We start from the raw sequence: 25,169 nt of genomic DNA, 5'->3' as shown, positions 1-25,169 counted from the left end.
GGGTGCTTTTTTTATTGGTTAATTTACGCTACAATGAGCCAAATTTATCAAAAAAGATTTACCATGCAAGTATATTTGGTTGGTGGGGCGGTGCGTGATACGCTCTTAGGTCACCCCATCAAAGACAAAGATTTTATGGTGGTGGGGGCAAGTCCTGCCGACCTGCTCACCCAAGGCTTTACCCAAGTGGGGGCGGATTTTCCTGTGTTTTTGCACCCGCACACTCATGCCGAGTACGCCCTTGCCCGCACCGAACGCAAAAACGGCAAAGGTCATCAAGGTTTTGCTGTACAGACGGACGGAGTGAGCTTACAAGACGATTTGGCACGCCGAGATTTGACGATAAACGCCCTTGCCATAGAAGTTGACGGACTGTTTGACGACACGCCACGCACAGGGCAAGTGGTGGACTTTTATGACGGACAAAATGACCTACGCCACAAGCTCTTACGCCATGTATCCCCTGCATTTAGCGAAGACCCGCTTCGTGTATTGCGAGTCGCTCGCTTTTATGCCCGCTTTTATGAGCTGGGTTTTACGGTCGCCCCTGACACCGCTTACCTTATGCAAAGCATTGCCAGTCGGGGGGAGCTTTTGCACCTTAGCCGTGAGCGGATTTGGACGGAATGCGTGAAGGCTTTTGATGAGATGTGTGCGTTTGCGTTTTTTGAACTGTTATTTTATTTAGATATTTTAAAAGAAATTCTACCCGAGCTAAACACCATTTGGCAAAATAACACCATTCGCCAAACCACTTTTGATAAATTAAAAACCGCCCACGATAAGCCATTGCATATCAAATTTGCCATATTAACCTATGGATTTTTGGATAATAAAGCGGATTTATCAAAACTGTGCGAGCGGTTATTAACGCCCAAAGCCATTACGCAATTTGCCCAATTATTCATCACGCTTTTTGATGAATTAACCCATTATCAAGACATTTCTGCCGATAAATTATTAATGTTAATAGAAAATACCAAAGCCCAAAAAGACAAAAGGGTGTTATTTGATTTGATTAATGCGGTAGAAATAGTAAACAATAAAACAATCAATCGTGAATTTTTTCATCACGCCATTAGCCTTTATCAATCGGTAACGATTAACGATATTGATAAGTCATTAAAAGGTAAACAAATTGGCGATGAGCTGGCACAGCTAAGATTATTAAAATTAAGCGAATTTTTAAAAAAAGGCAATTTTATGAAAAAAGTCGCCCTAATCACAGGCGGAGCAAAACGCATTGGCAAGGCAATCGTCGAAGCCTTTCACAGTAACGGCTTTAACGTCATTATCCATTATCATCATAGCCAAACAGATGCTCAATATTTGGCAGATGAATTAAATGCCATTTGTGATAATAGTGCCAAAATCATCAAGGCGGATTTGAGTATTGTTAATGATAAAAATACATTGGCAGATTTTAAAAATCACGCCATAGCTTTATTTGGGCGGATTGATGTTTTGGTGCATAATGCGTCAAGTTTTTATCCAAGTGATGTCAATGATGATTTGGATAAGTGGCAAACGGACTGGGACGATTTGTTTTTGACCAATGCCAAAGCTCCACTATTTTTAAGTCATGTTTTTAAAGATGAGCTTATCACAAATCATGGAGCAATCATTAGCCTGCTTGACATTCACGCACGAGATAAGCCCTTTATCGGCTACCCCATTTATAACATGGCAAAATCGGCACATCTGGGCATGGTGCAGTCCTTGGCGTTGGAGTTTGCTCCAAGCGTGCGGGTCAATGGCGTCTCCCCTGGTGTGAATATTTTTCCAGAAGATAACAAAAATAATGAATTGAACGACAGCACCAAAGACGAACTTGCGAGTTCTGTTCCCTTACAAACAATCGGTACGCCCAATGACATCGCCCAAGCGGTGCTATTTTTGGCGAACGCTCCTTATATCACAGGGCAGATTTTGGCGGTGGACGGTGGACGGAGCTTGACGTTAAGGGGTAGCTAAAAAAGACAAAATATAAAACAGCAAAAACCCACCATCAGGCGGGTTTTTGTAAGAGTGTGATACAAATTAGAATTTGTATTCTAGACCTGCACCGACACCATAAGCATTTGCTTTGTTGCCAGTAGCAGTATTGCTTAGGTTAACACCTTCAGAACGTTGGTAAGCACCATATAGATGACCAGTGGTTGCTTTGTTAAAGGCATATTTGCTACCAACTACGGTACGGAAGATTTCAGCATCTTTATTCCCACGTGCGTTATCAACAAAGTCTAGCTGACCGTAGGCAGTCCAAGGGGTTTGTACTAGCTTGTGTTCAGCAGATACAGTGAAAGCATTCTCTTTTTCACCGCCTTTTACAAGCTTGGTGTTTTGATATAATGCACCAACAGTAGTTGCAGGGCTTAGATCGTAAGCACCACTCACACGAGCTGCTCTTAAGTCACCTGCTTGAATATAACTAACACCGGCACGATATGGGGTATTGGTAGGTTCATATTGAACACCAACACCGAATGCGTCACGAGCCAAAGTATCTGTACCGTTGTTCTCATCAAGAACATACATGCCTAGGAAGTTAACACCGTTATATTTTGGAGAGACATACGCAAGGGCATTGTTAGCACGTGGGCTATCAATAGCGGCTAGCACATTATTACCACCGATAACACCGCCTTCTGTTACATTAGCATAGTCAACCATGCCATCAATGGCACTCAAGCGGCCAGCAAGCAAAGTACCATATTGCTTATTAGATAGACCCAAGAACGTATCACGAGAGTAGAATTGATCTTCATTGGCATCAACATCAATACCATACTCTAATTGATACACAAGGTCAGTATTGACAGTTAGAGCTTCTGAACCTTTAAAACCGATACGAGAGGCGTTAGAGTTTAGTTGGGTACGAGAGTCTTTGCTTGCACTGTTGCTATTACCGTCTTGTACATCAAGAGTCAAGAACGCTTTACCATAAACTTGTGGGGCAGCTTGAGCAACTGTGATAGACAGAGCAGCAACGGCTGACGCTAAAAGTAGTTTTTTCATGGGTTTCTCCACTGACATTTTTAGTGATGGGGCTGCTGTACGCTTGCACCCGATGTGATAAGCTAATAACCACTTAACAACCTATCGCGGTTTTAAGTTATTGCCAATATGGGCATTTCATCATAGTTTCGTGACATATTCGTGACAACTTTTACATTTTTTGATAATCATGTATCAAATTTTGCATAAGTTTAACACAATAGACAAAAACAGTCATCAATCCCATACCGTGTGTATAGAATACCAATTTTGTCATATTTTGCAACACCTTTTATCACAAAAATTCACACTTTTTTAAATAAATTTAAAAAAATACATATTTATCAATGATTTATAATGTTACTGATTTCCAAAAAATTTGTAAACATTGAGAATATTTTTTAATTGGATGATGTTTTTTGACATGACATGAAGTTATATAGCATTAATTTTAGATAAATGTATTAATGTTTTATATGTGTTATATTGCACTATTGTGTGAAAAATAATCAATTTGTGGCTGTACGTGACAACCAAAACGGGTTCACAGATGGTTAAATCATGCTAAAATATATCCATGATTTTAATGTTTAATCAATATTGGAAATATTTATGACCGACATACTGCCCGAAGATGACTTGCACGTCATCGCTAGCCGTACCAAAGCCAAAACCGACATCAGCCATATTCATGCATTTTTGGGGGCAAAAACCAACGATAAATGGCTCGCTGTCGCCAAAGATAATCTCCCCCTACTCATGCAAGACCACGCCAACTGCGAGAAAAAAGCAGCAGGGACGGCGATGAATTTGATTTTTCGTTATGAGTTTCACAAGGATTTGCAAGAAAAACTTGCCCAGCTGGTGCGTGAAGAGATGCTCCACTATGAGCAGGTGTTAGAACTCATGAAAGAACGTGGTATCGCATGGTCGCACCTGCCTGCGGGGCGATACGCCAAGGGGCTATTAAAGCACAAACGCACGTGGGAGCCTGCCGGCATGATAGACGTGCTGATTATCGGGGCGTTTATCGAAGCTCGTTCGTGTGAGCGATTTTCGGCATTGGCGGATGTGATTGATGATGAAAAGTTATCAAAGTATTATAAATACTTACTCAAATCCGAAAGCCGTCATTATGAAGATTATCTGGCTCTTGCCCAGTCGGTATCTGATGAGCCAATAGATGAGCGAGTGGCGTTTTTTCGGGCGGTGGAAGCGGAGCTGATAGATAGCCCTGATGGGGAGCTACGCTTTCATAGTGGCGTGCCTGACTTTGTTTAAAATTTATACAAGCAAGCCATCATCGTATTTATCAATCATCGGATTTTAAATTTTAGCGTGCGTGGTGCTTGCAATTTGGGCGGGCAGACGCATATTATGGCTTTACTTTTTGCCTTGGTTTTAACTTTAAGTGACTGATGGCTTACAGTTAAAAGCATTCATCTTATCATCTTACCTTTTTACCTTTGGAAATATTATGACCACTCATCACAAACTCATCATTCTAGGTTCAGGACCAGCAGGCTACTCAGCAGGGGTGTACGCTGCCCGTGCCAACCTAAACCCCGTCATTATCACAGGGCTACAACTGGGCGGACAGCTTACCACCACCACCGAGATTGACAACTGGACAGGCGGAAAAGAGGGCTTAACGGGGGGTGAACTCATGGATAACATGAAAGAACACGCTGAGCGTTTTGGCACCGAGCTTATCTATGACCATATCCACACCACCGACCTACAAAACCGCCCTTTTACCTTAACAGGCGACAACGGCACTTATACTTGTGATGCTCTTATCATCGCCACAGGAGCAACTGCTCAGTATCTAGGCTTGGAGAGTGAAACGACATTTATGGGGCGTGGCGTGTCAGCGTGTGCCACCTGCGACGGCTTTTTTTACAAAAACCAAAAAGTCGTCGTCATCGGTGGAGGCAACACCGCCGTAGAAGAAGCCTTGTATCTATCCAACATCGCAAGCCATGTTACCCTAATCCACCGCCGTGATAGCCTTAGAGCCGAGAAAATCATGCAAGACCAACTATTTGAAAAAGTCAAAAACGGCAACATCACGATTGAATGGAACAGCGGTGTCAAAGAAGTCGTGGGCGATGACATGGGCGTAACAGGCGTGATTATCCAAAACACAGACGGCACCACCAAACAAATCGATGCCATGGGAATGTTTGTCGCCATCGGACACAAGCCAAACACCGCCATTTTTGACGGTCAGCTTACTATGAAAGACGGCTACATCGTGGTAAAAAGCGGACTGGACGGCAATGCCACCGCCACCAGCATTGACGGCGTGTTTGCTTGTGGGGACGTGGCAGACCATATCTACCGCCAAGCCATCACATCGGCAGGGACAGGCTGTATGGCAGCGTTGGATGCGGAGAAGTACTTGGATGGGATGTGATTTCACCCAAAGCAAACCACGGATTTAGACACACAGCCCATTTAGTATTGTTTTTTAAATGGGCTTTTTATATGCCTTTCAATGGCGACTTTAACTCCAACAACAAAAAGACAAACCGCCTAGGCAATTTGTCTTTTTGTGGTTAAAAACCTACATTGAATATGCTTTATCAGGGCGAATGTGATTCGCCCCTACATATCCAAATTTTAAAAATACCATTTTTGTCTACAAAACAATCATTTATCTCATCGTAACAAACTCTTCAGACCCTGTCGGATGAATGGCAACGGTGTTATCAAAATCACGTTTGGTTGCCCCCATTTTTATGGCGACAGCAAAACCTTGAATCATCTCGTCCACACCAAAGCCCACACCGTGCAAGCCCACCACTTTTTCATCATCGCCCACGCACACGAGTTTCATGCGACACGGCTCACGATGAGCGGTAATGGCAGAGTACATGGGCGTGAAGTTGGATTTATAGACCTTGACCTTATCCGACCCAAACTCGTCAATGGCGTCTTTTTCGCTCATGCCGACCGTACCAATGGGCGGATGGCTAAACACGACCGTGGCGACATTGCTATAATCTAGGTGTTCATCGGGCTTATTGTTAAACAGGCGTTCGGACAGTCTGCGACCGCTCGCCACCGCCACAGGGGTCAGCTCAATGCCGTTTTCAATAATATCACCCACCGCATAAATACCGTCCACCGTGGTGTTTTGGAATTTATCCGCGATGATTTGCCCCTTTTCGTTGGTTGCCACGCCTGTTTTGTGCAAATCAATGACATCAGTCGCTGGCACACGCCCTGTCGCCCAAATCAGGCAGTCTACATTTAGGGTTTCGCCATTGTCAAAATACACCGTCAAGCCGTCATTTTTTTCAATCTTAACAGGATTTACGCCCGTATGGAGCGTAACACCGTCCTTAACCATAACATCAGTCAAGACTTCTACAATATCTTTATCAAAATTCTTTAAAATACCGCTACGCACGCACAAATGCGTATCCACGCCCAAGGCATTCATCACGCCTGCAATCTCAACGCCAATGTAGCCACCGCCAACAATCGCCACCGATTTTGGCAGTTCGTTCAAATCAAAAAAACCGTCCGAGTCAATGCCGTATTCTGCCCCCTGTATGTTTGGACGGTGTGGGCGACCGCCTGTGGCAATCAAAATATGGTCGGCGATAATGGTCTCGGTCTCGCCATTGTCATAGCTGACTTCTACTGAATTTTTGTCAAGAAATTTGGCAAAGCCGTTGATTAAGGTTACGCCGTTTTTTTCAAAGGTGTTTTTATAAGATTGATGAATGCGGTTAATATAAGCGGTGCGGTTTTCGACAAGTTTGGCAAAATCAAAGTTTTTGACATCAAGCTCAAAACCATAATCAGGGGCGTAGTTGTGAATGGCGGTTGCCATGTTCGCTCCGTACCACAGCACTTTTTTGGGTACACAGCCTACGTTGACGCACGTTCCACCAACGTGCTTTGCTTCAATCACGGCAACTTTTTTGCCATACATGGCAGCACGGTTAGCACTGGCAATACCGCCACTACCGCCACCGATGGTAATATAATCAAAATGTCTGGTCATGGGTTTTCTCCAAAAAAGGTTGGGTTATTATAACGCATAATGGGGGCGGTTGATGGATTTTGGGAAGAATGTTTGATAAAATTTTTTGATTGTTGATAGATGATTTTTTAATTGATTAAACCAATAAAATCCTGCTCGCCAATATCGATAGCGGTATGCGTGGCAATGCGATTTTAGATACCATGCTCTCCCCTTAACTCATTGATATAGTCATTGGTAACTGGCTGGGCATTAGCTGATGACGGTAAAGAGCGAATACCCGTTAGCTCAAAAAACTCATCATCACCAATCTCTTCTTGGGGTGCTAAGAAGGGTTGGGGTTGTTGCTCATCAACCAACTTTTCTGCCATTGACACAAGATAATCACTTGCCGACATATTTTGTTGTTTGGCAATTTGTACAATCTGCGTTTCTACTTGTGGGGATAGGTCTAGGATTATCATGGACGACTCCTTTTTAAAGATACACCCAACCAACTTGATATTTACCACGGGTTTGTAGGGGTGTGCTGAGCACAACCTTTGATGATATTACTATACAAGGCGTGCTCAGCACGCCCCTACGTCCACACATCATTGTATTTATAGTAATTTTAAAGTTTCTTGGGTGTAACTCATTGTAGCACAATCGAAAAACAAAAAAACCCAATCTCAGCCACGCTCATCTAGCACGCCCCACCAATCGCTTGACGATACTCATCATCTGACCAACCACCGCTTTATCTGCCCGTCCATCTCGCCCATAGCGGTGTTTGCGATACAAACCCTTTAATTCATCAATATCTTCGGAATTATTTGGCGTTTTTAGACGGTCAAGCCAAGTCAAATAAGGCTCGCTCGCCCCCTTACTCCATGCCTTATCCTGCTTGGCAAGCCCTGCCGAGAGCTTTATAAGTGGCACGTCTAGCCCATGATACTGCCGTCTGTGTCGGTACATCATCACACCCACAAATAAGACAGCAAGCACCCCCACGCCCCCAACCAATATCCAAAACTGCTGAGCAAAACTTGTGATATTAAACCATTTAAAAAGCGAATTTTTTTGCTCATCTTGGTCATAGCCGACCACGTTTTTTTGCCAATAATAGCCCATCTGGTCAGAGTAACGTCTCAATGTTTGTAGCATCTTAAACTGCTGATAACTCCATTGCCCTATCATACCATCGCCAAACATGGACGCACCGCCCATTTCAGTTACCGCATTCATGCCTTGCTCCACACGGTCAGGCGAGACAAAGGCGGTCGGGTCAATACGCACCCAGCCCTGCCCATCAAACCACACTTCTGTCCATGCATGAGCATCCATCTGACGCACTTCCCAGCTCTGCCCATCACGCCCAAGCTCACCGCCTTGATAGCCTGCCACCACCCGAGCAGGAATGCCTGCCGACCGCATTAAAAAGGTAAAACTGGACGCATAATGCTCACAAAAGCCCGCCTTTGTCCCAAACAAAAACTCATCAATGCGGTCATCTCGCAGCACAGGGGGTGAGAGCGTATAGCTAAACCCACCCGTGGTGATAAAGTTTTGCACCGCTTGTGCATAGCGGACAGGGTCGCCCGTCTTAGCGTAGAGTTCACTGGCAAAGGCACGAGCCTGCTCATTGCCATCTTCGGGCAGGCGTAGATTAATGCGTTTTTGGACATCGGTCAGTTCAATATCCACCTTCGGCTGACTAAAATAACTGGCACGATAGCGTTTTTGGGTACTGATCGGGTAATAATGACGCAGGGTAAAATCGCCCGTCATGCCCATGCCACGCTCAGGGTGCAGGCGTGGATAATCAAGAGCGAACAGCCAGTTTTGCTCGGTTGGCTCCAAGATGACCCGATAATGATGTTCCATGCCTTGATAAGCACTCATCGCCCATTCTGGGGGCTTATCGCCATCTCGTGACAACCAAAAATGGGGCGAAAACTCACTTTGTCGCCACGTCACCCCATCAAAATCACTAAACACCAGTCCACGCCAATACATTTCATGACGGCTTGGCATTTGCCCGTCAAATTCAGCACGAAACGCCAGTTCAGTCGATTGACTCAGATTAGAAAAATCCCCCGGTGACATGCTATCCGAAACACCCGTTGTCGCAGATTTGCCCGCCATCGGCAGTGACCACATCGGGGGCAGGCGAGGAAAAAACAAAAACAGCACCACAAGCAGGGGAATGGCAGGCAGGGTTATCATAGCCAGTGCACGCAGTCGCCCCGAACCATCAGCATTATCATCATCACTAATGGCAATAAAACCCAATAATATCATCATGAGTGTCGGCAGTCCCACCACCGCCACGCTCAAATCCTGCCGTATCAAAAACGCCGACGCCAGCGTAAATAACGCAAGGTTTAACGCCACATAAGCGTCCCGCTTCTCATACAGCTCCCACGCCTTTGCTACAAAGCACAGCACCAAAAAGCTGACCGCCACATCCACGCCAAACGCCTGCCCAAAACTCACCCAAATCGCCACCGTGCCAACCAAAAACAGTAGCACCTGCACCACTTGATAGATACGGCGTAGTCGCCCACCACTTAGACGGTGCAGGTGTGCCTTAATACTGGGTTTTTGCATGATGATGCTGATGATGAGTACGACCAGTAGCCATGCAGGAATGCCCATCGCATGGGGAAACACAAGCGATGCCATGGCAAGCAGTAGCCAGTGATAGGCAGGCAGGGCAAGGATTTTTTGCCAAAATTTTTGGGGGCTTGTGGTTAGGGTTTTTCTACCTTGACCAAAATCGTGAAAAGTGCTGTTCATGGTGTCTGTGTCGTGTGGTTTTGCCCGATAAATGATTTGGTAAAATTAGGGTAAATGATTTGGTGAAATTAGGCAAATACCAACCTTTTTATTTATCATCAATTTATTAGGGCGTGCCTGCCTTTTGTATTTGCAATGAAAAATGCCTGTTTAAAAAAAAGCAGGGGAATCGCACGTTTTTCAAGGAAAAAGTGAAGTTTGATGGTCATTCTATCAAACGAGCTTTTATTATGAAAAACCAGATTTAGCCATTTTTCATGCAAAAACATTGTTTTATTTCTAAAACATTTCTATATTTTAAATTGTATTATAAAGATTAGGCACGCCCTAACTATCAAACCAAATCTTTTTTATAAATAGAATAACTCAAAAATGCTTTTTTAAATGATTTTAAACGGCTTTAAAAGAACTTTAAAATGGATAATATAAACCGCCAATTTTGCCAACTGCCAAAACCCATCAAGGCTCTTTGGCAAGTCTTAGCAGACATTGGCGGACAAACTCATCACCCACGCCTATCTGCCCTGCCCCACTGGGCAAAACAAGCATAAAGGGCACACCTTGGCTGGCAATGGCTTGCACCGCATGGATCAGCTCACTTAGGCGGGTCTCATGCACCCCTGACGGCATGTCATCATAGTGCAAGCACCACTCACGCCCGAGCGAGTCGCCAAAGTGCTTGGTGAGCATGCCCGCCCCCCGTGCCACGTGCGACCATGACACCCGTGCCAAACTCTCGCCTTCTTGGTATTCGTCCAACATCTCAAAGTCGCTTTGCCCTGCCACGCTAATGGCACTTCGCTTATCGCTCTCGCTTGCCACCGCTCGCTTGTCGTTTTGCCAGTCAAAAGGGGTAGGCTTAGGGTATACAAAAATCGGACTTGCCAAATACACATACGCCCACGCACGCATGACCCCTAGCGGATAGCGGCTGCTGATGACCAGACGGGGCAGGGTCATCACCCCCCGAGTGGGGGTATAGACAGGCAATCTGACCAGCACCGATTTGCTCAGCGTTGGCGTGATGATGGTGCGAGCATTCATGAAGTCTTCTCGTGCCTGCCCTTTGAGCATTTTTTGGACAATCTCATGCTTATCATCAAACACCGCTTCTATCTGCCGTGACGCCTTGCCACTTCTGGTGGATAACTCCAAAGTCACATAACCTATCGACCCTGCCTCAGACAAACTGGACTCGACAAACCGCACATCAATGCTCGCCACCTGCACAAAGGTATAAAACACCGTCACAAGCCAAATGCCGAACAGATAAAAGCACAGCCCCAGTACCAAGTTATTGCCATAATTAACCCCCGTCACAAAAGTGGCGATGAGTAGTAGAGCAAACAGCAGTCCTTGACGGCTAAAAAAGATATAGACATTACGTAGCCCGAGCGACACCATATCTTTGCGTGGCGAGCGTCTGGCAAAGAACTCGTTGAGCTTGTTCTTTATGGGATTGGTCAGTGGGCGGGTTAGGCGATGAGCAGATGATTTCATGGGCATACGGATAGATTGATTGGGTTAATGACAAATGGCAAATCCGCCATCAATCAATCGCCACTTCGTCCAAAATACGTCTGGCAATGGTCATCTCAGTCAGACCACCCAGATGATGAAACGGCACAAACCGCTGTCCTAGCCTGTGGTCAGCGACCGCCGAGAACACCGCCTGCACGTCATCTATCGCCACATTGTCCTGCCCTGATACATAGGCATAGGCTTGGCAAGCACGCTTTAACGCCAACACGCCACGAGGGGATAAGCCGTGATATTCTTGACTTGAACGGGTTTTGGCGACCAGTTTTTGTAGGTAGTCTAGCACCACAGGGGCGATGTAGATGTCTTTGACTTCTCGCTGAGCTTGTGTCACTTCTTCGCTGGTCAAAATCGGGACAAGCTCGCCCATCATCGCTCTACGGTCTCTCCCCTCTAACAGTTTACGCTCAGCTTTAGGTGACGGATAGCCGAGCGAGACACACATCAAAAAGCGGTCAAGCTGTGACTCAGGCAATGGATACACGCCTGCTTGTTGGGCAGGGTTTTGGGTAGCGATGACAAAAAAGGGCTTGGGTAAAACATACGTTTGTCCATCTTGGGTTACTTGTTTTTCTTCCATCGCTTCTAACAGTGCTGACTGCGTTTTGGGACTTGAACGATTAATCTCATCGGCAAGCAGTAGCTGAGTGAACACCGCTCCTTTTCTAAAAGCAAAACTCTGCTCGCTTTGGTTGTATATCATCATTCCCAAAATATCGGCAGGAAGCATGTCATTGGTAAACTGCACACGGTTAAAATCTAGCCCCAACAGGATGGCAAGACTGTGTGCCAACGTGGTCTTACCCATACCAGGTAAGTCTTGCAGTAGCAAATGCCCATCCGCCAAAATGCAGGACACGGCAAGGGTTACGGCTTCTTCTTTATCAAGGACGATTTGGTTTAGTTTGTCAAGTAGGGTTTGGATTTTGGGCTGGGTGTGTGACATGAAACACTCGAATAAAAAATATTTTGATAAATAATAGGGCGTGCCTGCCTTTTGTATTTGCAATGAAAAATGCCTGTTTAAAAAAGCAGGGGGGAATCGCACGTTTTTCAAGGAAAAAACTTGAGGCTGTGAGTTTTCTATCAGCCAAGTTTTTATTATGAAAAACATCCGACCACTTAATCTGATAAATCTTAAGAGTTTTAACTTGATTTTTTAAATTAAGTGGTCGGATAGCCATTTTTCATGCAAAAACGATTGGTTTTTTCTAAAATATTTCTGTATTGTAAATAGTGACATAAAGGACAGGCACACCCTAATAATTATATCAATTTTTTAAAAATTTTTTGTATGACAAGCGTTATTGTGGCAAACTTTTTACATAAAAAACACCCAACGATGTGTTGGGTGTTCGCTATTATGGCAGTTACGCTTCAGCAGGGGGCGGGAAAGTAATCTCGGTATTGGCAGGTTGCAGATAGTCGCCTTGTAGGTATCTTGCCCCTACCGACCACGCCATAGACATAGTGGATGCCTCTTCGATGTATGGCATGAGCGTGCTTGCCCCTTTTTCGGTTGCTGTATTGACCAGCCCTTGCAAGGCCGTTAAATTCGCCTCTCTGTCTAAGTCCTTGGTATAGCTACGGGCAAGACGCACCATGTTGGGCGACAGATAATCTAGCACCTCGGCGGATTTGGCAGTTACCCCAAAGCCATTCATGCCCACAGGACAATCGATGTTGGCTAGGGCGATAAACTGACGTTTGGCGACCGCCATATAATCCATTAAATCTTGTTCACTAAACTGCAATGTCAGCACCTCACTACCACCGCCAATGGCTCGGGTCAGCTGAGTGATGATGCCTGCCAAATTAGTATCCGCCAGTGATGCAGATGACAACCCTACTAACAGGCGTGCGGTAGGCTCACTTTGGCGAATGCTTGCCAAATGTTTGCTGGCATTGATAAGCATCCAACGGTCAATTTTTTCAAGTAGATTGTGTTTTTTGGCAATGGGGGTTAGTTTATCATAGGTCATTTCTGTACCATCAGCTTGAGGCAATGTTATAAACGCCTCAAACAAGCTACTACTGTCGGTATCAATATCATAAATCGGCTGATATTTTAACACAAATTTATTCTGGGTTAAGGCAGTTTGGATGTACTCCGCCATCACTGTATCATCCTCGCCTGCAATGGCACTAATATCAAAAGCTTTGACCTTCATGCCTTCGTCATCAGGATTGATGTCCTGAACAGTATCCATGGCACGACTTAATACCACGCCTGCCTCAGGAGCATTGATATCCATCATTACCACACCGATGGACAGTGTGGCAGTAACGGTACGACTGCCCACCTCGATGAGCATATTTGCCACACGCTCAGCAAGTTGCTCTGCCAAAGCCATCGCTTGCTCTTTGTTTATCTCATCGACCACCAACGCAAAACTGGTATCACTAAATCTGCTCACGCTGACATCATGTGCTTTTTTGGCGGTCTCATCAAGCACCCAAGCCACTTGTTTGACTGCGGTATCTATTCCCGTTAAGCCTGTGCTTGAATGAATCTTGCCCATGCCGTCCATGCGAATATATAATAAAGCAGCTGACTTAATATCACCACGTGCAACTTCTTGTTGGGTGTTCTGTAATGATTCGGTAAAGGCAAGACGATTGGAGAGTCCTGTTAGAGCATCTTGACGCTCTGCTTCGGCAAGTTTTTTGGCAAGCTCAGCACTGTTATTTTCATTTTGCTGAATAATCATCTGCGTGACAGGCTCACCATCTAAGGTCGCCGCCGCCAGTTGCAATTTGGATGCAAAGGTTGAGCCATCTGTACGTTTGCTCTCGAAGGAAAACTCCACCTGTGAGCGGTCACCCTTGTCAAATTTGCGTAAGAATTGTTTAAAGCCTTTGACATTGTCCCCACCAGCAATCAAATCCACCACTGGCACACCAATAATCTCTTCCATGCTGTTATAGCCAAACATTTCCAAGTATGGGTCGTTGGCAAAGATATGTACGCCTTGATCGATGTATGCCACAGCAGATTTTGAGTTTCTTATCAAAATATTAGCACGTTGTTCGGCTTCTTTTAAGATGGCTTTTAGATGGGCGGTTTGGCGTTTGGCTCGCACATAATCCGTCTGCAGACAAATGGCAGAAACGATAAGTCTGTCATCGCCTTTTGCCAATGATTTAATCATGTCGCCATGAACTACCTCAGGATTACCATGTTCATTGGCGGTCGCCTGCGTATCATCATGCACCAAATGAATGACAGGCAGAGTTATCTGCTCTTCTTGTAGGATGCCCACCACATCTGCAAAATTCATGTCATAGGCACGATGAAAAACAAGCACGTCCCAGTCTTGGCGTAGGGATTTGACAAACTCTGCCTTTTCATCCCAAAAGCCCAAATTGACCTCATCAAAATATTCTGACAAGTGACTGATAAGATGCTCAGCATAGAGTTGCTCTTCATCAATAAACAACAGGTTTAGGATATTTTTTTTCATAGACATACAGTGTATTAAAATCGATGCAGAAAGACTGGCGTTAGATTACCCAAAATATTTGCAATATTTGTACCAATTTGTAATATTTTGAAATATTTTTACAAAACATTACAAACCACAATAAAGACTGATGGTGGGTGCATCAAAAAAGATGCCATATTATAACAGACATTTAATCAATTAGCCATTTAAACGCACGATTTGGTATTGCTCAATCTCATCAGTGGTCAAAAGGTTGCGCTCCAATCTTAGCTCCATCTCCTTGGTATCAGTACGCAAAACAACATAATCTCCCACCTTAAAATGATAACGAGGCATAATGAGAGTACTTTGTTCGTTGAGTTCGTCACCATCCACCAATAAAGCATGAACAAATTCTTGACTTCGACCATCCTGTTTTCGTAGTCGCACACCGACCGCCATCAGTACTCGTCCCAAAAAACGCCCATCCACCGCCACTGAGTTATCCGATTTTTCCACCCAATGTGCCATGCCCAGACGCCAGGGATTTTTATTGGTTGAGACTGCTGATTTTAAGGCAAAAAGCCCGTAAAGATGAATGAGTGGGCGAGATGGTAGCATCTCTTCTTTTTCATCCACACCCTCTTCGCCAAAGCGAAAACGAGCCACCGCCTCATTTTTATAACTTACCTTAACAATCTCTTTGGGGGCGACCATGCCGATGGCGGATGCACTGATTTTGACGTGAAAATCAGCAGGCAACCCCCGTTCTCTTATGACGTTAGATAGATTTTGACCGCCAGAGATTTCATTAAAAATGGATGCAAACCCTACCAGTAGCTCAGCTTTTCTTTCGTGACCACCGCCTTGTCTTTCGTGTGATGCACGCTGTTCAAAGGCAAGTAGCACCATTTTAGCGAAACGCATCTCAAACAACGACTGTGCCGTGCCATCTATGTATTCGCCTGATGACACCTGCTCCATGTGCCGTGTAAAACTCTCTAAATCAAAAAACAAACAGCGATGCTCATCACTGTAAGGATTGACCGATGCGTATGGCGTGATAACCTCAGGTGGCTCGACACCTTGTAGATTGACAAAAACACGAAACTCAGGGTTGGCATCAAAGGTTGTTTTAAAATATTTAACCCACAAAGGCAAAACTCTAAAAGCATTTAAAATATCTCGACGACGATAGGCAAAAAAGTTGCCGAAACTTGCCCCACACGCCTGCATGTATCTGTCATGAATGGACGTTTTAGGATAATTTTTATCAAAATCTTGAATATTTTGATGGCAAACCCCCAGATTAAGCGTGGTCAGATACCAGGTATTTACTTCTCGCCAAATAACCTTAGGGGATCTTTGATAGGTTAACGCATACTCCATCAAAAGCTTGACATACAGCACCATAAATTGATGTACAGCATAAATAAAGATGTCACGCTCGGCAGTAAGCGCGCCTGCTTTTTTGGCAGAAATGATTCTACTAAGCCATTTTTTGCTCCCGCTACTTGCCAAAACAACAGCTTTCTGATGGCGTACGGCAATGTTGCGATACACCAAAATCATCAAAAAGTACAAACTACGCACTTCATGAATTGACGACTGCTGTTCATCGGATAAGCTTTGATGTTCATAGACATAGTCAGTGTGCATTTGTTCAACTACACGCTCAACAACCACCATCAGCTCGTCCATGAGTGTCAATTTTTGACCATCATGCATGTCGCAGACCAACACCTCGCTAAGTGCCACCCTAAGCTCAGTGTACTGCTCATGTTTAGATTTAGCAGAAAGCATGGTTGCCCATGTGCTAAGATTGGCACCTGTCTGGTCAAAATAGGTCAGCGCGATGGATTTTTGTGCCAATGGTGCAGTAATTAGGCGTTCAAATTTTTGCAGGGTAATCATAACATATCTCTTTGCACAAACTGGCTTGACGATGCCATCCATGCTGTGTAGACTCTAACAACTTGACAACACACCTCCAAAACTTAGTCACTTAGCATCAAACAAAATTTGTTTAATTTGTGCAAGTTAAGACGTGGGTTAATAACATAAAGTTTTATATTATAGCAAACTATTAACACTTATCCACGACAATAATCACCCAGAAACAGCATTTGGGGTGGTATTTTTCCCATTTTGATTGTATTATAAAAAATCATAAAAAAGCACAGTCGTCATCGGCTGTGCTTAGAGTCAAGTCGAGAGAAGGCTACTCTTCTGGCTCATCATCCCATTTGGCATAAGTCTTTGATGGGTCAATGCCCTGTGATTTGAGATATGCCACCTGTTCTTCTAAGGTGCGTGATTTTTCTGCATCATGCATGGTGTTGGTGAGCGTGTCTAGCTCTTGCGTTAACTCTTGGGTATTAGTACTTGGGGTGTTGGTGTTTGGATTGTCTGCTTGGTTTGACACAATTTTTCCTTAAAAACAAAAATGGCAAAGTCATCATAACAAGGCTTTATTGCTGTATTATTGCTAAGTATGTACATATCATGACAGAATATGACATTTTGTTAGCCAAGCCTATTTAGTCACACCTGAGGCTTTTTCTGTCGCTTGCCATAATGAGCCTTGCCCCACAGGTTCAATCCATCCTGCCAACTCTAGCTCATCTAATATCCATAGAGCGTCCGCCTTTACCACTTGTATGCGACTGACCGCATGGACATCAGGGTGTTGGCGAGAGACGATTTGGCTTGCTAGGCTCTTATCCACGATTTCATTTAAGGCACGCCCCAATCCTTGCTCGGAAAATGGCATGACGACATTGGCAAGCATGGCAACGATGTGTCGCCAGCGTAGTGGGATAACAAAAGATACTTCAATGAGCGTACCACCCCGAAACGCATGAGCGGTGCAACTTACCAAAAATTCACTATCAAGCACCAAGGCGGGTTTTAAAGCAGAATGTAAATCAGGGTTTTTGGCGTGGTGGGATTCATCAAAATTTATGGCTGGTTTTGCCTTATCTACCCCCACTGTTTTCTCTGTTTTGTCTATATTGGCCGTTTGACTCTCTTGGGGTGGGGTAAGGAGCATACTACGAATACTCGCCCCTGCTGTCTGCCACCCTTTGGATTTGTCAAAATCAAGCGCATTAAAAGCTGTTTCTAAGAGCTTGGGGAAATTGGTATTATCATCAAAATAATGAACAACATCGCCACCTTGGGATTCTAGTGACCCCACAAAATCAATCAGCCGATTGCCCGTTGGCTTGTTTAATACATCAGCATGCACAAAAATGAGTATGGGCTTGTTTTTGGCTTTGGCATTGGTATAGCTAACGTGAAGCTGGCTCACCCCTGACGCATTGGCTTTGCCGTAGCTGTTACCGATGAGTATGAGTACCACATCGGCAGAATTAACACATCGCCAACTATAACTGGCAGATTCGGCACGAGCAATCACCAAGTCTTTGGTTAAAAAAGCCCGACTCTCAAAAAATATCGCCACATCATCTTGGGCAGTAACCAACAGTGGGTCATCAGCCACACAAGCGATATGAACATGATAACGATGATTTGACACAAAAACCCCAAGGTTAATAGTGGATTGGTGTTAGGGAACGTCCGCCCAAAATCAATGATAAAGTATGACAATTTAAAAATAGTAGAGCAAGTGATTTTTATCAAAATAATCTCTTATTATAAAGAATTTTTCTCAAAATAAAAATACCCAAGATGAATAAAAACGCCAAAATTTGCAAAAGTAACACAATCACATATAAATGGTTAAAATTAGCATATCATTTGCCGTGCTTTCGCCTTACAGAGTCATTCATCATAATTAATCAGCTCAATAAATGGCTCACCGCTTAACTTCTCGGCAGTGGCAAGCAGGTCATCATCTAAGCGTGTGGCATACAACTGCATAGGAGCGGTGTTTGGTGTGGGGCTTGCGATATTAAAAAAATCAAGCAAGGATTTGACCCGTTGGGCGATTGCCAGTCCTGAGTCAATCAACTGCACGTCCAGATTTTCTTGTTGTATAAAGGTCTGCAAAAACCCCTTAAAAAACGGATAATGCGTACACCCCAGCACTATCACGTCCACACCCATGTCTGCCCATTGTTTGGTTTGTCTAATCAGTAGATTTGCCACTTGACTGTCAATGGGCATACCGCTCTCCACCCACGGCACCAATGTCGGCTCAAAATGCTTATGCACCATAACCTCTTGTGGCTTGGCAACGTCATTGATGACATCGTTTAATAGATAGCCATTTAAAGTCGCCCGAGTGGCAAGCACGGCAATTTGGCGGGTTTTGGTTAAGCTACACGCAGGTTTGACCGCAGGGACAAGCCCCACAATCGGCACGCTACACCGCTCACGCAACGCTTTTAGGGCATGGGCGGACGCACTGTTACAGGCGATGACGATGAGTTTACAGCCCCGTTTACACAGCCGTGCCACCGCTTGTAAGGTCAAAAGCAAGATCTCATCGCCTGATTTGCCCCCATACGGCACGTTGGCGGTGTCGGCATAGTAGATAAAGCGTTCGTTTGGCATGAGTGTTTTTAGGTGCAAATACACCGACAACCCCCCCATGCCCGAATCAAATACGCCAATCGGGGCGGTAGGGTCATCTTTAAAATCAGGGTGCTGGTTTATCATATTGTTTAATTTTTCTAATTAAAATTTGGGGCAACCACACGATGCGTTTTACCGCCACTTTGCAAGGTCAAAATCGTCTGCCCCTGCTCGTCCGACAGCTCGCCAAGCTCTATTAGATGATAAAACACATTACGCCCAATGCGAGCGGTTAGATTAAAACGGGTGTCTATATACAGCCTATCGTCCGCCACATCATCACGCACCACGGTTTTAAAATACAACGGCTTATCATCAAGCACAATGTTATCGCCATTGGTTGTGCCAAACACTATCCATTCATCGCCATTTTTGACGACTTTATCCACAGTGTTGATAAACAGTGGCGTGTCTATCACGGTGATTTCGTATTTATCGGTGGGCGTTTTTAAAAAGTGGCGTTTTTGCTCACCGTCCACGTCCGCCCACAGCACGCTAGCAAACAAATCCACAAGCGACTGCCGAGCGATTTTAACCCCATCATGATGCCACTCGCCATTATCATCAATCACAATATCAAAAGGCGTTATCGTCTTGGGTGTCCATTTATCTAATGGCGGAATTTTACGCTCATTGCCAAGCGATGAGATGATTTTGGCTAAATCATTGTCTTTATTGGCATTTTTGTCAATATTATCCATCATAATCCTTACCCCATCATTTAAAAAGAGTGTTTAATTTTGCCTAAATTTTTATAAAAAAGCAAATAAATTTTAAGGATTTAAAAAGCACAACAAATCACATTTACCAAATTCTAGCCTTTAAAAGCACAACCCATTCCCCCAGCAACTTTTTACAACCGTACCAGTCATGATTTTATCAAAAATAAGGGCATAATTAACTTGCCTAATTTGACAAGATTGGTAAAATATACCATTTATAATTATTTGATTTATCAAACATTGTATTTGATAATCATTTGTTTTTTAGCCATTACAAGGTTTCACCTTAAACAGCCAAAAAGGAAACACCATGCAAGAGATACAACGTGAGTCAATGGAATTTGACGTGGTCGTGGTCGGCGGTGGCGTATCGGGTCTGTCCTGTGCCATTCGCCTAAAACAGCTTGCCATAGATGCAGGACTTGATGAATTTATGGTCTGTGTCGTGGAAAAAGGCTCGGAGTTTGGAGCTCACATCTTATCGGGGGCGGTCATGGAAACCCGTGCCTTGGACGAGCTGTTCCCTGATTGGCAAAACATGAACGCCCCAATCACGGTAAAAGCAACCGAAGACCGTGTGTATATGCTCCCCAACGCCAAAAAGGCAATCAAACTGCCAAGCTCCATCGTCCCTGCTAGTATGCACAACGAAGGCAACTATATCGTCTCGCTTGGCAACGTGGTACGCTGGCTTGCCGAACAAGCCGAAAGCATGGAGATTATGCTGTTTCCGAACTTTACCGCCAGTGAAATTCTCTACAACGCTGACGGTTCGGTGCGTGGTATCCAAACGGGCGACATGGGGGTCAATGCCAAGGGCGAGCCTAAGCCGTCTTTTGAGGCAGGTTATGAGCTTGTTGCCAAATATACCGTGTTTGCCGAGGGCTGTCGTGGACATTTGGGCAAACGCCTGATTAGCCGTTTTCATCTTGACAAAGACAAAGACCCCCAACATTATGGCATTGGACTAAAAGAGCTGTGGGAGATTGACGCTGATAAGCACGAAGAAGGCGTAATTTTGCACGGCTCGGGCTATCCACTTAATGACACAGGGGCAACTGGCGGTTGGTGGCTGTATTTTGCCGAAAACAATCAAGTGAGCTTTGGCTTGGTGGTGGATTTGTCTTACTCCAATCCGCGCCTATCGCCCTTTGATGAATTACAACGCCTAAAACTACACCCCCTTATTCGCCCTATCTTAGAAGGAGGCAAACGCCTGTCCTATGGGGCAAGGGCGTTGGTCAAAGGCGGTCTAAATAGCCTGCCCAAACTGACCTTTGCAGGGGGTGTGCTGGTGGGCGATGACGCAGGATTTTTGAACCCTGCCAAAATCAAAGGCACGCATACGTCCATGAAGTCGGGAATGCTCGCTGGTGAGGCGATTTTTAAAGCAATCCAAGACGGACGACAACACGATGAAGTCAGCGAGTATCAGACCAATTTTGAAAATTCGTGGCTGTTTGATGATGCCAAATCCGCCCAAAACTTCTCGCCTGCCATGCACCGTATGGGAACGTGGATGGGCGGTGCGTTTATCTTTGTGGAGCAAAACTTATTAAGCGGTAAAATGCCACTTATCATTCATGACAACAGTTATGATTTTGCTCAACTTGACAAAGCCGACCACGCTTATAAGCCTGATTATCCAAAACCTGACGGCAAGCTGACTTTTGACAAATTATCCAGCGTGTTTATCTCAAACACCAACCATGCCGAGGATCAACCTTGTCATCTAAAACTGACCGACCCGACCGTGCCAATCACCAAAAACCTACCGCTCTATGGCGAACCTGCTCGCTTGTACTGTCCTGCGGGGGTCTATGAAGTGGTGGCGGATGAGAATGACCCGAATGGGGCAAGGTTTGTCATCAATAGCCAAAACTGCGTGCATTGCAAAACTTGCGACATCAAAGACCCTGCCCAAAACATCACCTGGGTAACGCCAGAAGGCGGTGGCGGGCCTAATTATCCGAATATGTAATGATGACAAATAAAGGACGTAAATCGTCCTTTATTTTTGGCTTTTTAGATTTTCTAAAAATCTAACTTACAAAATTTGATGGCTATCACTAGAATCATACTCATATTATTAATTTTTCCTAATTAATACATCGTTTTTTATCACTTTTACTTTCCAAAAAATTATATATAATAGTCTTATGGGTTTGTATGATTTTATCCCATGTTGGTAGATTGCATGATGGTTTTTGCAATGATTTTTGGCACACTTTTAAGGATGCGTTAAGCGATGTCAATCCATGATTTTTCAGTTAAAGACATTCATGGCAAAGAAGTTAGATTAAGCGATTTTAAAGGCAAGACCTTGCTCATTGTCAATACTGCCACCAAATGCAGTCTGACACCCCAGTATGATGATTTAGAAGAGCTGTATCAGAAGTATAAAGATAAAGGCTTGGTGGTTTTGGACTTTCCCAGTAACGAATTTGGGCAAGCGGTCGAAGACAATGCAGAAATTACCAAATTTTTAAAAGAAGAATATCAAATCAGCTTTCCCATCTTTGCCAAAATTAACATCAATGGCGAGAACACTCACCCACTTTATGCTTATCTAAAAGAGCAAAAAAGTGAGGAAATAGCCAACAGTAAATATGAAATACTGCTTGAGATCATTGCTCAGATGAATGAGACCCGTACAGGCAATGACATCAAATGGAACTTTACCAAATTTTTGGTCGATAAAGACGGCAAAGTAACCCAGCGTTTCGCCCCAACAGTCAGTACCAAAGAGATGGAATCTGCCATTCAAGAAGAGTTGGCAAATGTGGCTTGATGAGTTGCTTGATTATCAATGACAAAAAGACGTTTGAGGACGTCTTTTTGTTTTTTAAATTACTATTTCTCTCTAAACGTCTTTAATCATCATCCAACGGCTTTTTGGTGGGCAGACCATCATAGTCATCATCGGCTTGATAGACGTCGCCGCGAAAATAAGCACTTTGATGGTCGCCATTGCAAAAGAAATACTCACGCCCATCGCCTGCCACATCCGTCTGCAAAATACCCCGATAGGTGGCAAGTTCATGCCCACAATAATCGCATCGTCTGATACTGACATCATCGCCTGCTTTTGGAAAAAAATGCTTGGGCGGTTTTGGATACATGAATTTAAAGAATATTTTCATCACAATGGCGATGATGATAAGATTGATTAAAAAAGCAAACATGGCAAACATCAAGGTTACAAAATAATGCCTACTATATCACAAAAATAGGCGATAGTGTGCTATACTAAGTTGATTTGTGTAGATTGGTTTTAATTAGTTTTATGCAAACATCAAGCTGATTTGACAAATCAAACTCATCATTGCCTGCCGATAAACACGGATTGACGACAGGCGACAACCATCAATACATTTACTGGATAATTACAAATGTCAATACAAGAAAATTTTAGCGAAATTAGCACCCCAAACGGTACGATTACTTTTGCCATCATGCAGACAAATTTTTGGGTGGGCGACATCAAGGGCAACGTGGGCAAGATGAAAGCCCTTGCCCTAGATGCCAAAGCTCGTGGGGCAGACATCGTCATCTTTCCTGAGCTGGCACTCATCGGCTATCTGCCAGAAGATTTGCTACTGCGTCCTACCTTGGCTGAGCGTGTCAAGATTACCATGAATGAACTTGCCAAGATAGACGGCATTGTCACCATTTTGGGCTATCCGCACGTGGACAATCACGGCACGTTTAACTCGGCGGCGATATTACAAGGCGGTAGCCAAAAAGGCTTTTATCACAAACAATGCCTGCCAAACTATGGCGTGTTTGATGAAAAACGCTACTTTAAAAAAGGTCGCAATCAAGTCTTATTTGACTACAAAGGGCTGACCATCGGACTGCTCATTTGTGAAGACATCTGGCACGAAGCACCCATCAAAGGACTCAAAGATGAAGGGGCAGAAATGGTGGTCGTGCTAAATGCGTCACCCTTTGAAGTCGGCAAGCAAGCCGAACGTAAAGCACTCATCGCCCGTCAATCATCAACGCACAAGCTACCCATCATCTATGTCAATACCGTCGGTGCCCAAGATGACATCGTTTTTGACGGTGGCTCTATCGTCAGTCAAGCGGACGGCGAGATTGCTCACGAAGGGGCAAGATTCTTAAATCAGCTGATTATGGCAACCTTTGATGTATCAAGCAGACGCTTTGATACCCAAGTCAAACCGCCACTTGACTTATCCGAAGAGTCGCAAATCTACCAAGCCTTAGTCGTCGGTTTGCGTGATTATGTCAATCGCTCAGGCTTTAAGGGTGTGATTGTTGGACTCTCGGGGGGCATTGACAGTGCCTTGACCCTTGCCATCGCTGTGGATGCATTGGGTGCTGATAAAGTCTATGCAGTGATGATGCCTTATGAATATACATCGCAGATGAGTCTGGACGATGCCGCCGCCCAAGCCGCCCGTCTCAACGTCTCTTATACCATCTGCCCCATCCATGATGCGGTGGCAGGTCTCAAATCCACGCTCGCCCCACTCTTTGCAGGGGCAGCCCCTGACGTGACCGAAGAGAACCTACAAGCTCGGGCAAGGGGCGTGATACTCATGGCTCTATCCAACAAATTTGGACACATGGTCATCTCAACTGGCAACAAATCAGAAAATGCAGTCGGCTACTCCACCCTATATGGCGACATGGTTGGCGGATTTGATGTGCTAAAAGACATCTACAAGACCGACGTGTACCGCCTAGCCGATTATCGCAATCGCCTAGAAGACAACCCTGTCATTCCTGAGCGTGTCATCACTCGTCCGCCATCGGCTGAGCTACGTCCCGACCAAAAAGACCAAGACAGCTTGCCTGACTATGCCCTACTTGATGCCATCTTAAAGATGTACATTGATGAAGATTTGGGCTACAAAGCCATCTGTGCCGCAGGTTTTGACCCTGCGGTCGTTGAACGTGTACTGACCATGGTAGACAGAGCCGAACACAAACGCCGTCAAGGGGCAATCGGCACTAAGATTACCAAAAAATCCTTTGGACGTGAACGCCGTTATCCGCTAGTCAATGGCTGGTCGGTAACGGGCGAGTTTTAAGGTTTTAATACTTACTTGATTGCAAAACCGTCAAAACATTGACGGTTTTGTTTTATCAAAATAAAAATATTATGTTAAATAAACCCTTTGGAAAAACCCT

Annotated in this window: 20 protein-coding genes and 1 pseudogene; 7 read left to right on the top strand and 14 right to left on the bottom strand. The window is 44.5% G+C overall.

Features of this window, described 5'->3' with window-relative positions:
- Positions 1-33: 33 nt before the first annotated feature.
- Together B0182_RS15145 and B0182_RS13900 are read left to right on the top strand one after the other, a co-directional pair.
- Positions 34-708, top strand: a pseudogene (locus B0182_RS15145) (tRNA nucleotidyltransferase/poly(A) polymerase-related protein); the annotation flags it as partial.
- Between the two features lie 495 nt (positions 709-1,203).
- The gene (locus B0182_RS13900; protein WP_115369384.1) at positions 1,204-1,974 is read left to right on the top strand and encodes a pteridine reductase; all 771 of its coding nucleotides are present in this window, start codon (positions 1,204-1,206) and stop codon (positions 1,972-1,974) included.
- A 66-nt stretch (positions 1,975-2,040) separates the two neighbouring features.
- Here the strand turns inward: B0182_RS13900 and B0182_RS05755 are convergent, their stop codons facing one another.
- Positions 2,041-3,018 carry a porin gene (locus tag B0182_RS05755; protein ID WP_078273997.1) on the bottom strand — a complete coding sequence of 326 codons (978 nt, stop codon included), beginning with the start codon at positions 3,016-3,018 and terminating at the stop codon, positions 2,041-2,043.
- 591 nt (positions 3,019-3,609) lie between these two features.
- On the opposite strand from B0182_RS05755, the gene B0182_RS05750 reads away from it, so the two are divergent.
- The gene (locus tag B0182_RS05750; protein ID WP_078273996.1) at positions 3,610-4,278 is read left to right on the top strand and encodes a MiaE family protein; all 669 of its coding nucleotides are present in this window, start codon (positions 3,610-3,612) and stop codon (positions 4,276-4,278) included.
- 196 nt (positions 4,279-4,474) lie between these two features.
- Positions 4,475-5,416, top strand: a complete 942-nt coding sequence (gene trxB, locus B0182_RS05745; RefSeq protein WP_078273995.1) for a thioredoxin-disulfide reductase — start codon at positions 4,475-4,477, stop codon at positions 5,414-5,416.
- 240 nt (positions 5,417-5,656) lie between these two features.
- Here trxB and gorA read toward each other — a convergent pair whose 3' ends face one another.
- The 12 genes from gorA to B0182_RS05690 all read right to left on the bottom strand — a co-directional run bounded on the left by gorA (position 5,657) and on the right by B0182_RS05690 (position 19,985).
- The gene (gene gorA, locus B0182_RS05740; RefSeq protein ID WP_078273994.1) at positions 5,657-7,018 is read right to left on the bottom strand and encodes a glutathione-disulfide reductase; all 1,362 of its coding nucleotides are present in this window, start codon (positions 7,016-7,018) and stop codon (positions 5,657-5,659) included.
- A 173-nt stretch (positions 7,019-7,191) separates the two neighbouring features.
- Positions 7,192-7,461: a hypothetical protein gene (locus B0182_RS05735; RefSeq protein WP_078273993.1), complete on the bottom strand. Its 270-nt coding sequence runs from the start codon at positions 7,459-7,461 to the stop codon at positions 7,192-7,194.
- Positions 7,462-7,678: 217 nt separating this feature from the next.
- Complete coding sequence (locus B0182_RS05730) at positions 7,679-9,778, bottom strand: transglutaminase TgpA family protein (protein ID WP_078273992.1); 2,100 nt, start codon at positions 9,776-9,778, stop codon at positions 7,679-7,681.
- Between the two features lie 459 nt (positions 9,779-10,237).
- Positions 10,238-11,278, bottom strand: coding sequence for a DUF58 domain-containing protein (locus B0182_RS05725; RefSeq protein WP_078273991.1), 1,041 nt, complete (start codon positions 11,276-11,278; stop codon positions 10,238-10,240).
- A 49-nt stretch (positions 11,279-11,327) separates the two neighbouring features.
- Positions 11,328-12,263, bottom strand: coding sequence for an AAA family ATPase (locus B0182_RS05720; protein ID WP_078274029.1), 936 nt, complete (start codon positions 12,261-12,263; stop codon positions 11,328-11,330).
- Entirely contained in the window at positions 12,226-12,501 is a 276-nt protein-coding gene (locus B0182_RS13895) for a hypothetical protein (RefSeq protein WP_143821677.1), read from the bottom strand. Before B0182_RS13895 ends, B0182_RS05720 begins: the two co-directional genes overlap by 38 nt.
- A gap of 186 nt (positions 12,502-12,687) precedes the next feature.
- Complete coding sequence (locus B0182_RS05715; protein ID WP_078273990.1) at positions 12,688-14,781, bottom strand: EAL domain-containing protein; 2,094 nt, start codon at positions 14,779-14,781, stop codon at positions 12,688-12,690.
- A 180-nt stretch (positions 14,782-14,961) separates the two neighbouring features.
- Positions 14,962-16,656 carry a hypothetical protein gene (locus B0182_RS05710; protein ID WP_078273989.1) on the bottom strand — a complete coding sequence of 565 codons (1,695 nt, stop codon included), beginning with the start codon at positions 16,654-16,656 and terminating at the stop codon, positions 14,962-14,964.
- 307 nt (positions 16,657-16,963) lie between these two features.
- A complete protein-coding gene (locus B0182_RS05705) occupies positions 16,964-17,167 on the bottom strand; it encodes a hypothetical protein (protein WP_115369237.1) in 204 nt (67 codons plus the stop codon).
- A gap of 111 nt (positions 17,168-17,278) precedes the next feature.
- The gene (locus B0182_RS05700; RefSeq protein ID WP_078273987.1) at positions 17,279-18,283 is read right to left on the bottom strand and encodes a hypothetical protein; all 1,005 of its coding nucleotides are present in this window, start codon (positions 18,281-18,283) and stop codon (positions 17,279-17,281) included.
- A gap of 245 nt (positions 18,284-18,528) precedes the next feature.
- On the bottom strand, positions 18,529-19,368 hold the full coding sequence (murI, locus tag B0182_RS05695; RefSeq protein ID WP_078273986.1) for a glutamate racemase: 840 nt from the start codon (positions 19,366-19,368) through the stop codon (positions 18,529-18,531).
- A gap of 14 nt (positions 19,369-19,382) precedes the next feature.
- Positions 19,383-19,985 carry a DUF1285 domain-containing protein gene (locus B0182_RS05690; protein ID WP_228157704.1) on the bottom strand — a complete coding sequence of 201 codons (603 nt, stop codon included), beginning with the start codon at positions 19,983-19,985 and terminating at the stop codon, positions 19,383-19,385.
- Between the two features lie 331 nt (positions 19,986-20,316).
- On the opposite strand from B0182_RS05690, the gene B0182_RS05685 reads away from it, so the two are divergent.
- Together B0182_RS05685 and B0182_RS05680 are read left to right on the top strand one after the other, a co-directional pair.
- On the top strand, positions 20,317-21,987 hold the full coding sequence (locus tag B0182_RS05685) for an electron transfer flavoprotein-ubiquinone oxidoreductase (RefSeq protein WP_078273984.1): 1,671 nt from the start codon (positions 20,317-20,319) through the stop codon (positions 21,985-21,987).
- A 267-nt stretch (positions 21,988-22,254) separates the two neighbouring features.
- Complete coding sequence (locus tag B0182_RS05680; protein ID WP_078273983.1) at positions 22,255-22,797, top strand: glutathione peroxidase; 543 nt, start codon at positions 22,255-22,257, stop codon at positions 22,795-22,797.
- An 82-nt stretch (positions 22,798-22,879) separates the two neighbouring features.
- On the opposite strand, the gene B0182_RS05675 is transcribed toward B0182_RS05680, so the two are convergent.
- Complete coding sequence (locus B0182_RS05675; protein WP_078274028.1) at positions 22,880-23,191, bottom strand: eL24 family ribosomal protein; 312 nt, start codon at positions 23,189-23,191, stop codon at positions 22,880-22,882.
- 207 nt (positions 23,192-23,398) lie between these two features.
- Here B0182_RS05675 and B0182_RS05670 point away from each other — a divergent pair, with 207 nt between their 5' ends.
- Complete coding sequence (locus B0182_RS05670) at positions 23,399-25,069, top strand: NAD+ synthase (RefSeq protein ID WP_078273982.1); 1,671 nt, start codon at positions 23,399-23,401, stop codon at positions 25,067-25,069.
- Positions 25,070-25,169 lie beyond the last annotated feature (100 nt).

The sequence above is a fragment of the Moraxella bovis genome (assembly GCF_002014975.1).
In the GTDB taxonomy this organism is placed as follows: domain Bacteria; phylum Pseudomonadota; class Gammaproteobacteria; order Pseudomonadales; family Moraxellaceae; genus Moraxella; species Moraxella bovis.
Note: the sequence above shows the minus strand (reverse complement) of the source record. Positions and strands in the feature narration are given on the sequence as shown.

Coding starts and splice junctions, on each gene's coding strand:
- B0182_RS13895 (WP_143821677.1), bottom strand. CDS start 12,501: ATGGCTATCCGACCACTTAATTTAAAAAATCAAGTTAAAACTCTTAAG.
- gorA (WP_078273994.1), bottom strand. CDS start 7,018: ATGACCAGACATTTTGATTATATTACCATCGGTGGCGGTAGTGGCGGT.
- B0182_RS05675 (WP_078274028.1), bottom strand. CDS start 23,191: ATGTTTGCTTTTTTAATCAATCTTATCATCATCGCCATTGTGATGAAA.
- B0182_RS05690 (WP_228157704.1), bottom strand. CDS start 19,985: ATGGATAATATTGACAAAAATGCCAATAAAGACAATGATTTAGCCAAA.
- B0182_RS05750 (WP_078273996.1), top strand. CDS start 3,610: ATGACCGACATACTGCCCGAAGATGACTTGCACGTCATCGCTAGCCGT.
- B0182_RS05680 (WP_078273983.1), top strand. CDS start 22,255: ATGTCAATCCATGATTTTTCAGTTAAAGACATTCATGGCAAAGAAGTT.
- B0182_RS05725 (WP_078273991.1), bottom strand. CDS start 11,278: ATGAAATCATCTGCTCATCGCCTAACCCGCCCACTGACCAATCCCATA.
- B0182_RS05715 (WP_078273990.1), bottom strand. CDS start 14,781: ATGAAAAAAAATATCCTAAACCTGTTGTTTATTGATGAAGAGCAACTC.
- B0182_RS05730 (WP_078273992.1), bottom strand. CDS start 9,778: ATGAACAGCACTTTTCACGATTTTGGTCAAGGTAGAAAAACCCTAACC.
- B0182_RS05735 (WP_078273993.1), bottom strand. CDS start 7,461: ATGATAATCCTAGACCTATCCCCACAAGTAGAAACGCAGATTGTACAA.
- B0182_RS05755 (WP_078273997.1), bottom strand. CDS start 3,018: ATGAAAAAACTACTTTTAGCGTCAGCCGTTGCTGCTCTGTCTATCACA.
- B0182_RS05710 (WP_078273989.1), bottom strand. CDS start 16,656: ATGATTACCCTGCAAAAATTTGAACGCCTAATTACTGCACCATTGGCA.
- B0182_RS13900 (WP_115369384.1), top strand. CDS start 1,204: ATGAAAAAAGTCGCCCTAATCACAGGCGGAGCAAAACGCATTGGCAAG.
- trxB (WP_078273995.1), top strand. CDS start 4,475: ATGACCACTCATCACAAACTCATCATTCTAGGTTCAGGACCAGCAGGC.
- murI (WP_078273986.1), bottom strand. CDS start 19,368: ATGATAAACCAGCACCCTGATTTTAAAGATGACCCTACCGCCCCGATT.
- B0182_RS05670 (WP_078273982.1), top strand. CDS start 23,399: ATGTCAATACAAGAAAATTTTAGCGAAATTAGCACCCCAAACGGTACG.
- B0182_RS05720 (WP_078274029.1), bottom strand. CDS start 12,263: ATGTCACACACCCAGCCCAAAATCCAAACCCTACTTGACAAACTAAAC.
- B0182_RS05685 (WP_078273984.1), top strand. CDS start 20,317: ATGCAAGAGATACAACGTGAGTCAATGGAATTTGACGTGGTCGTGGTC.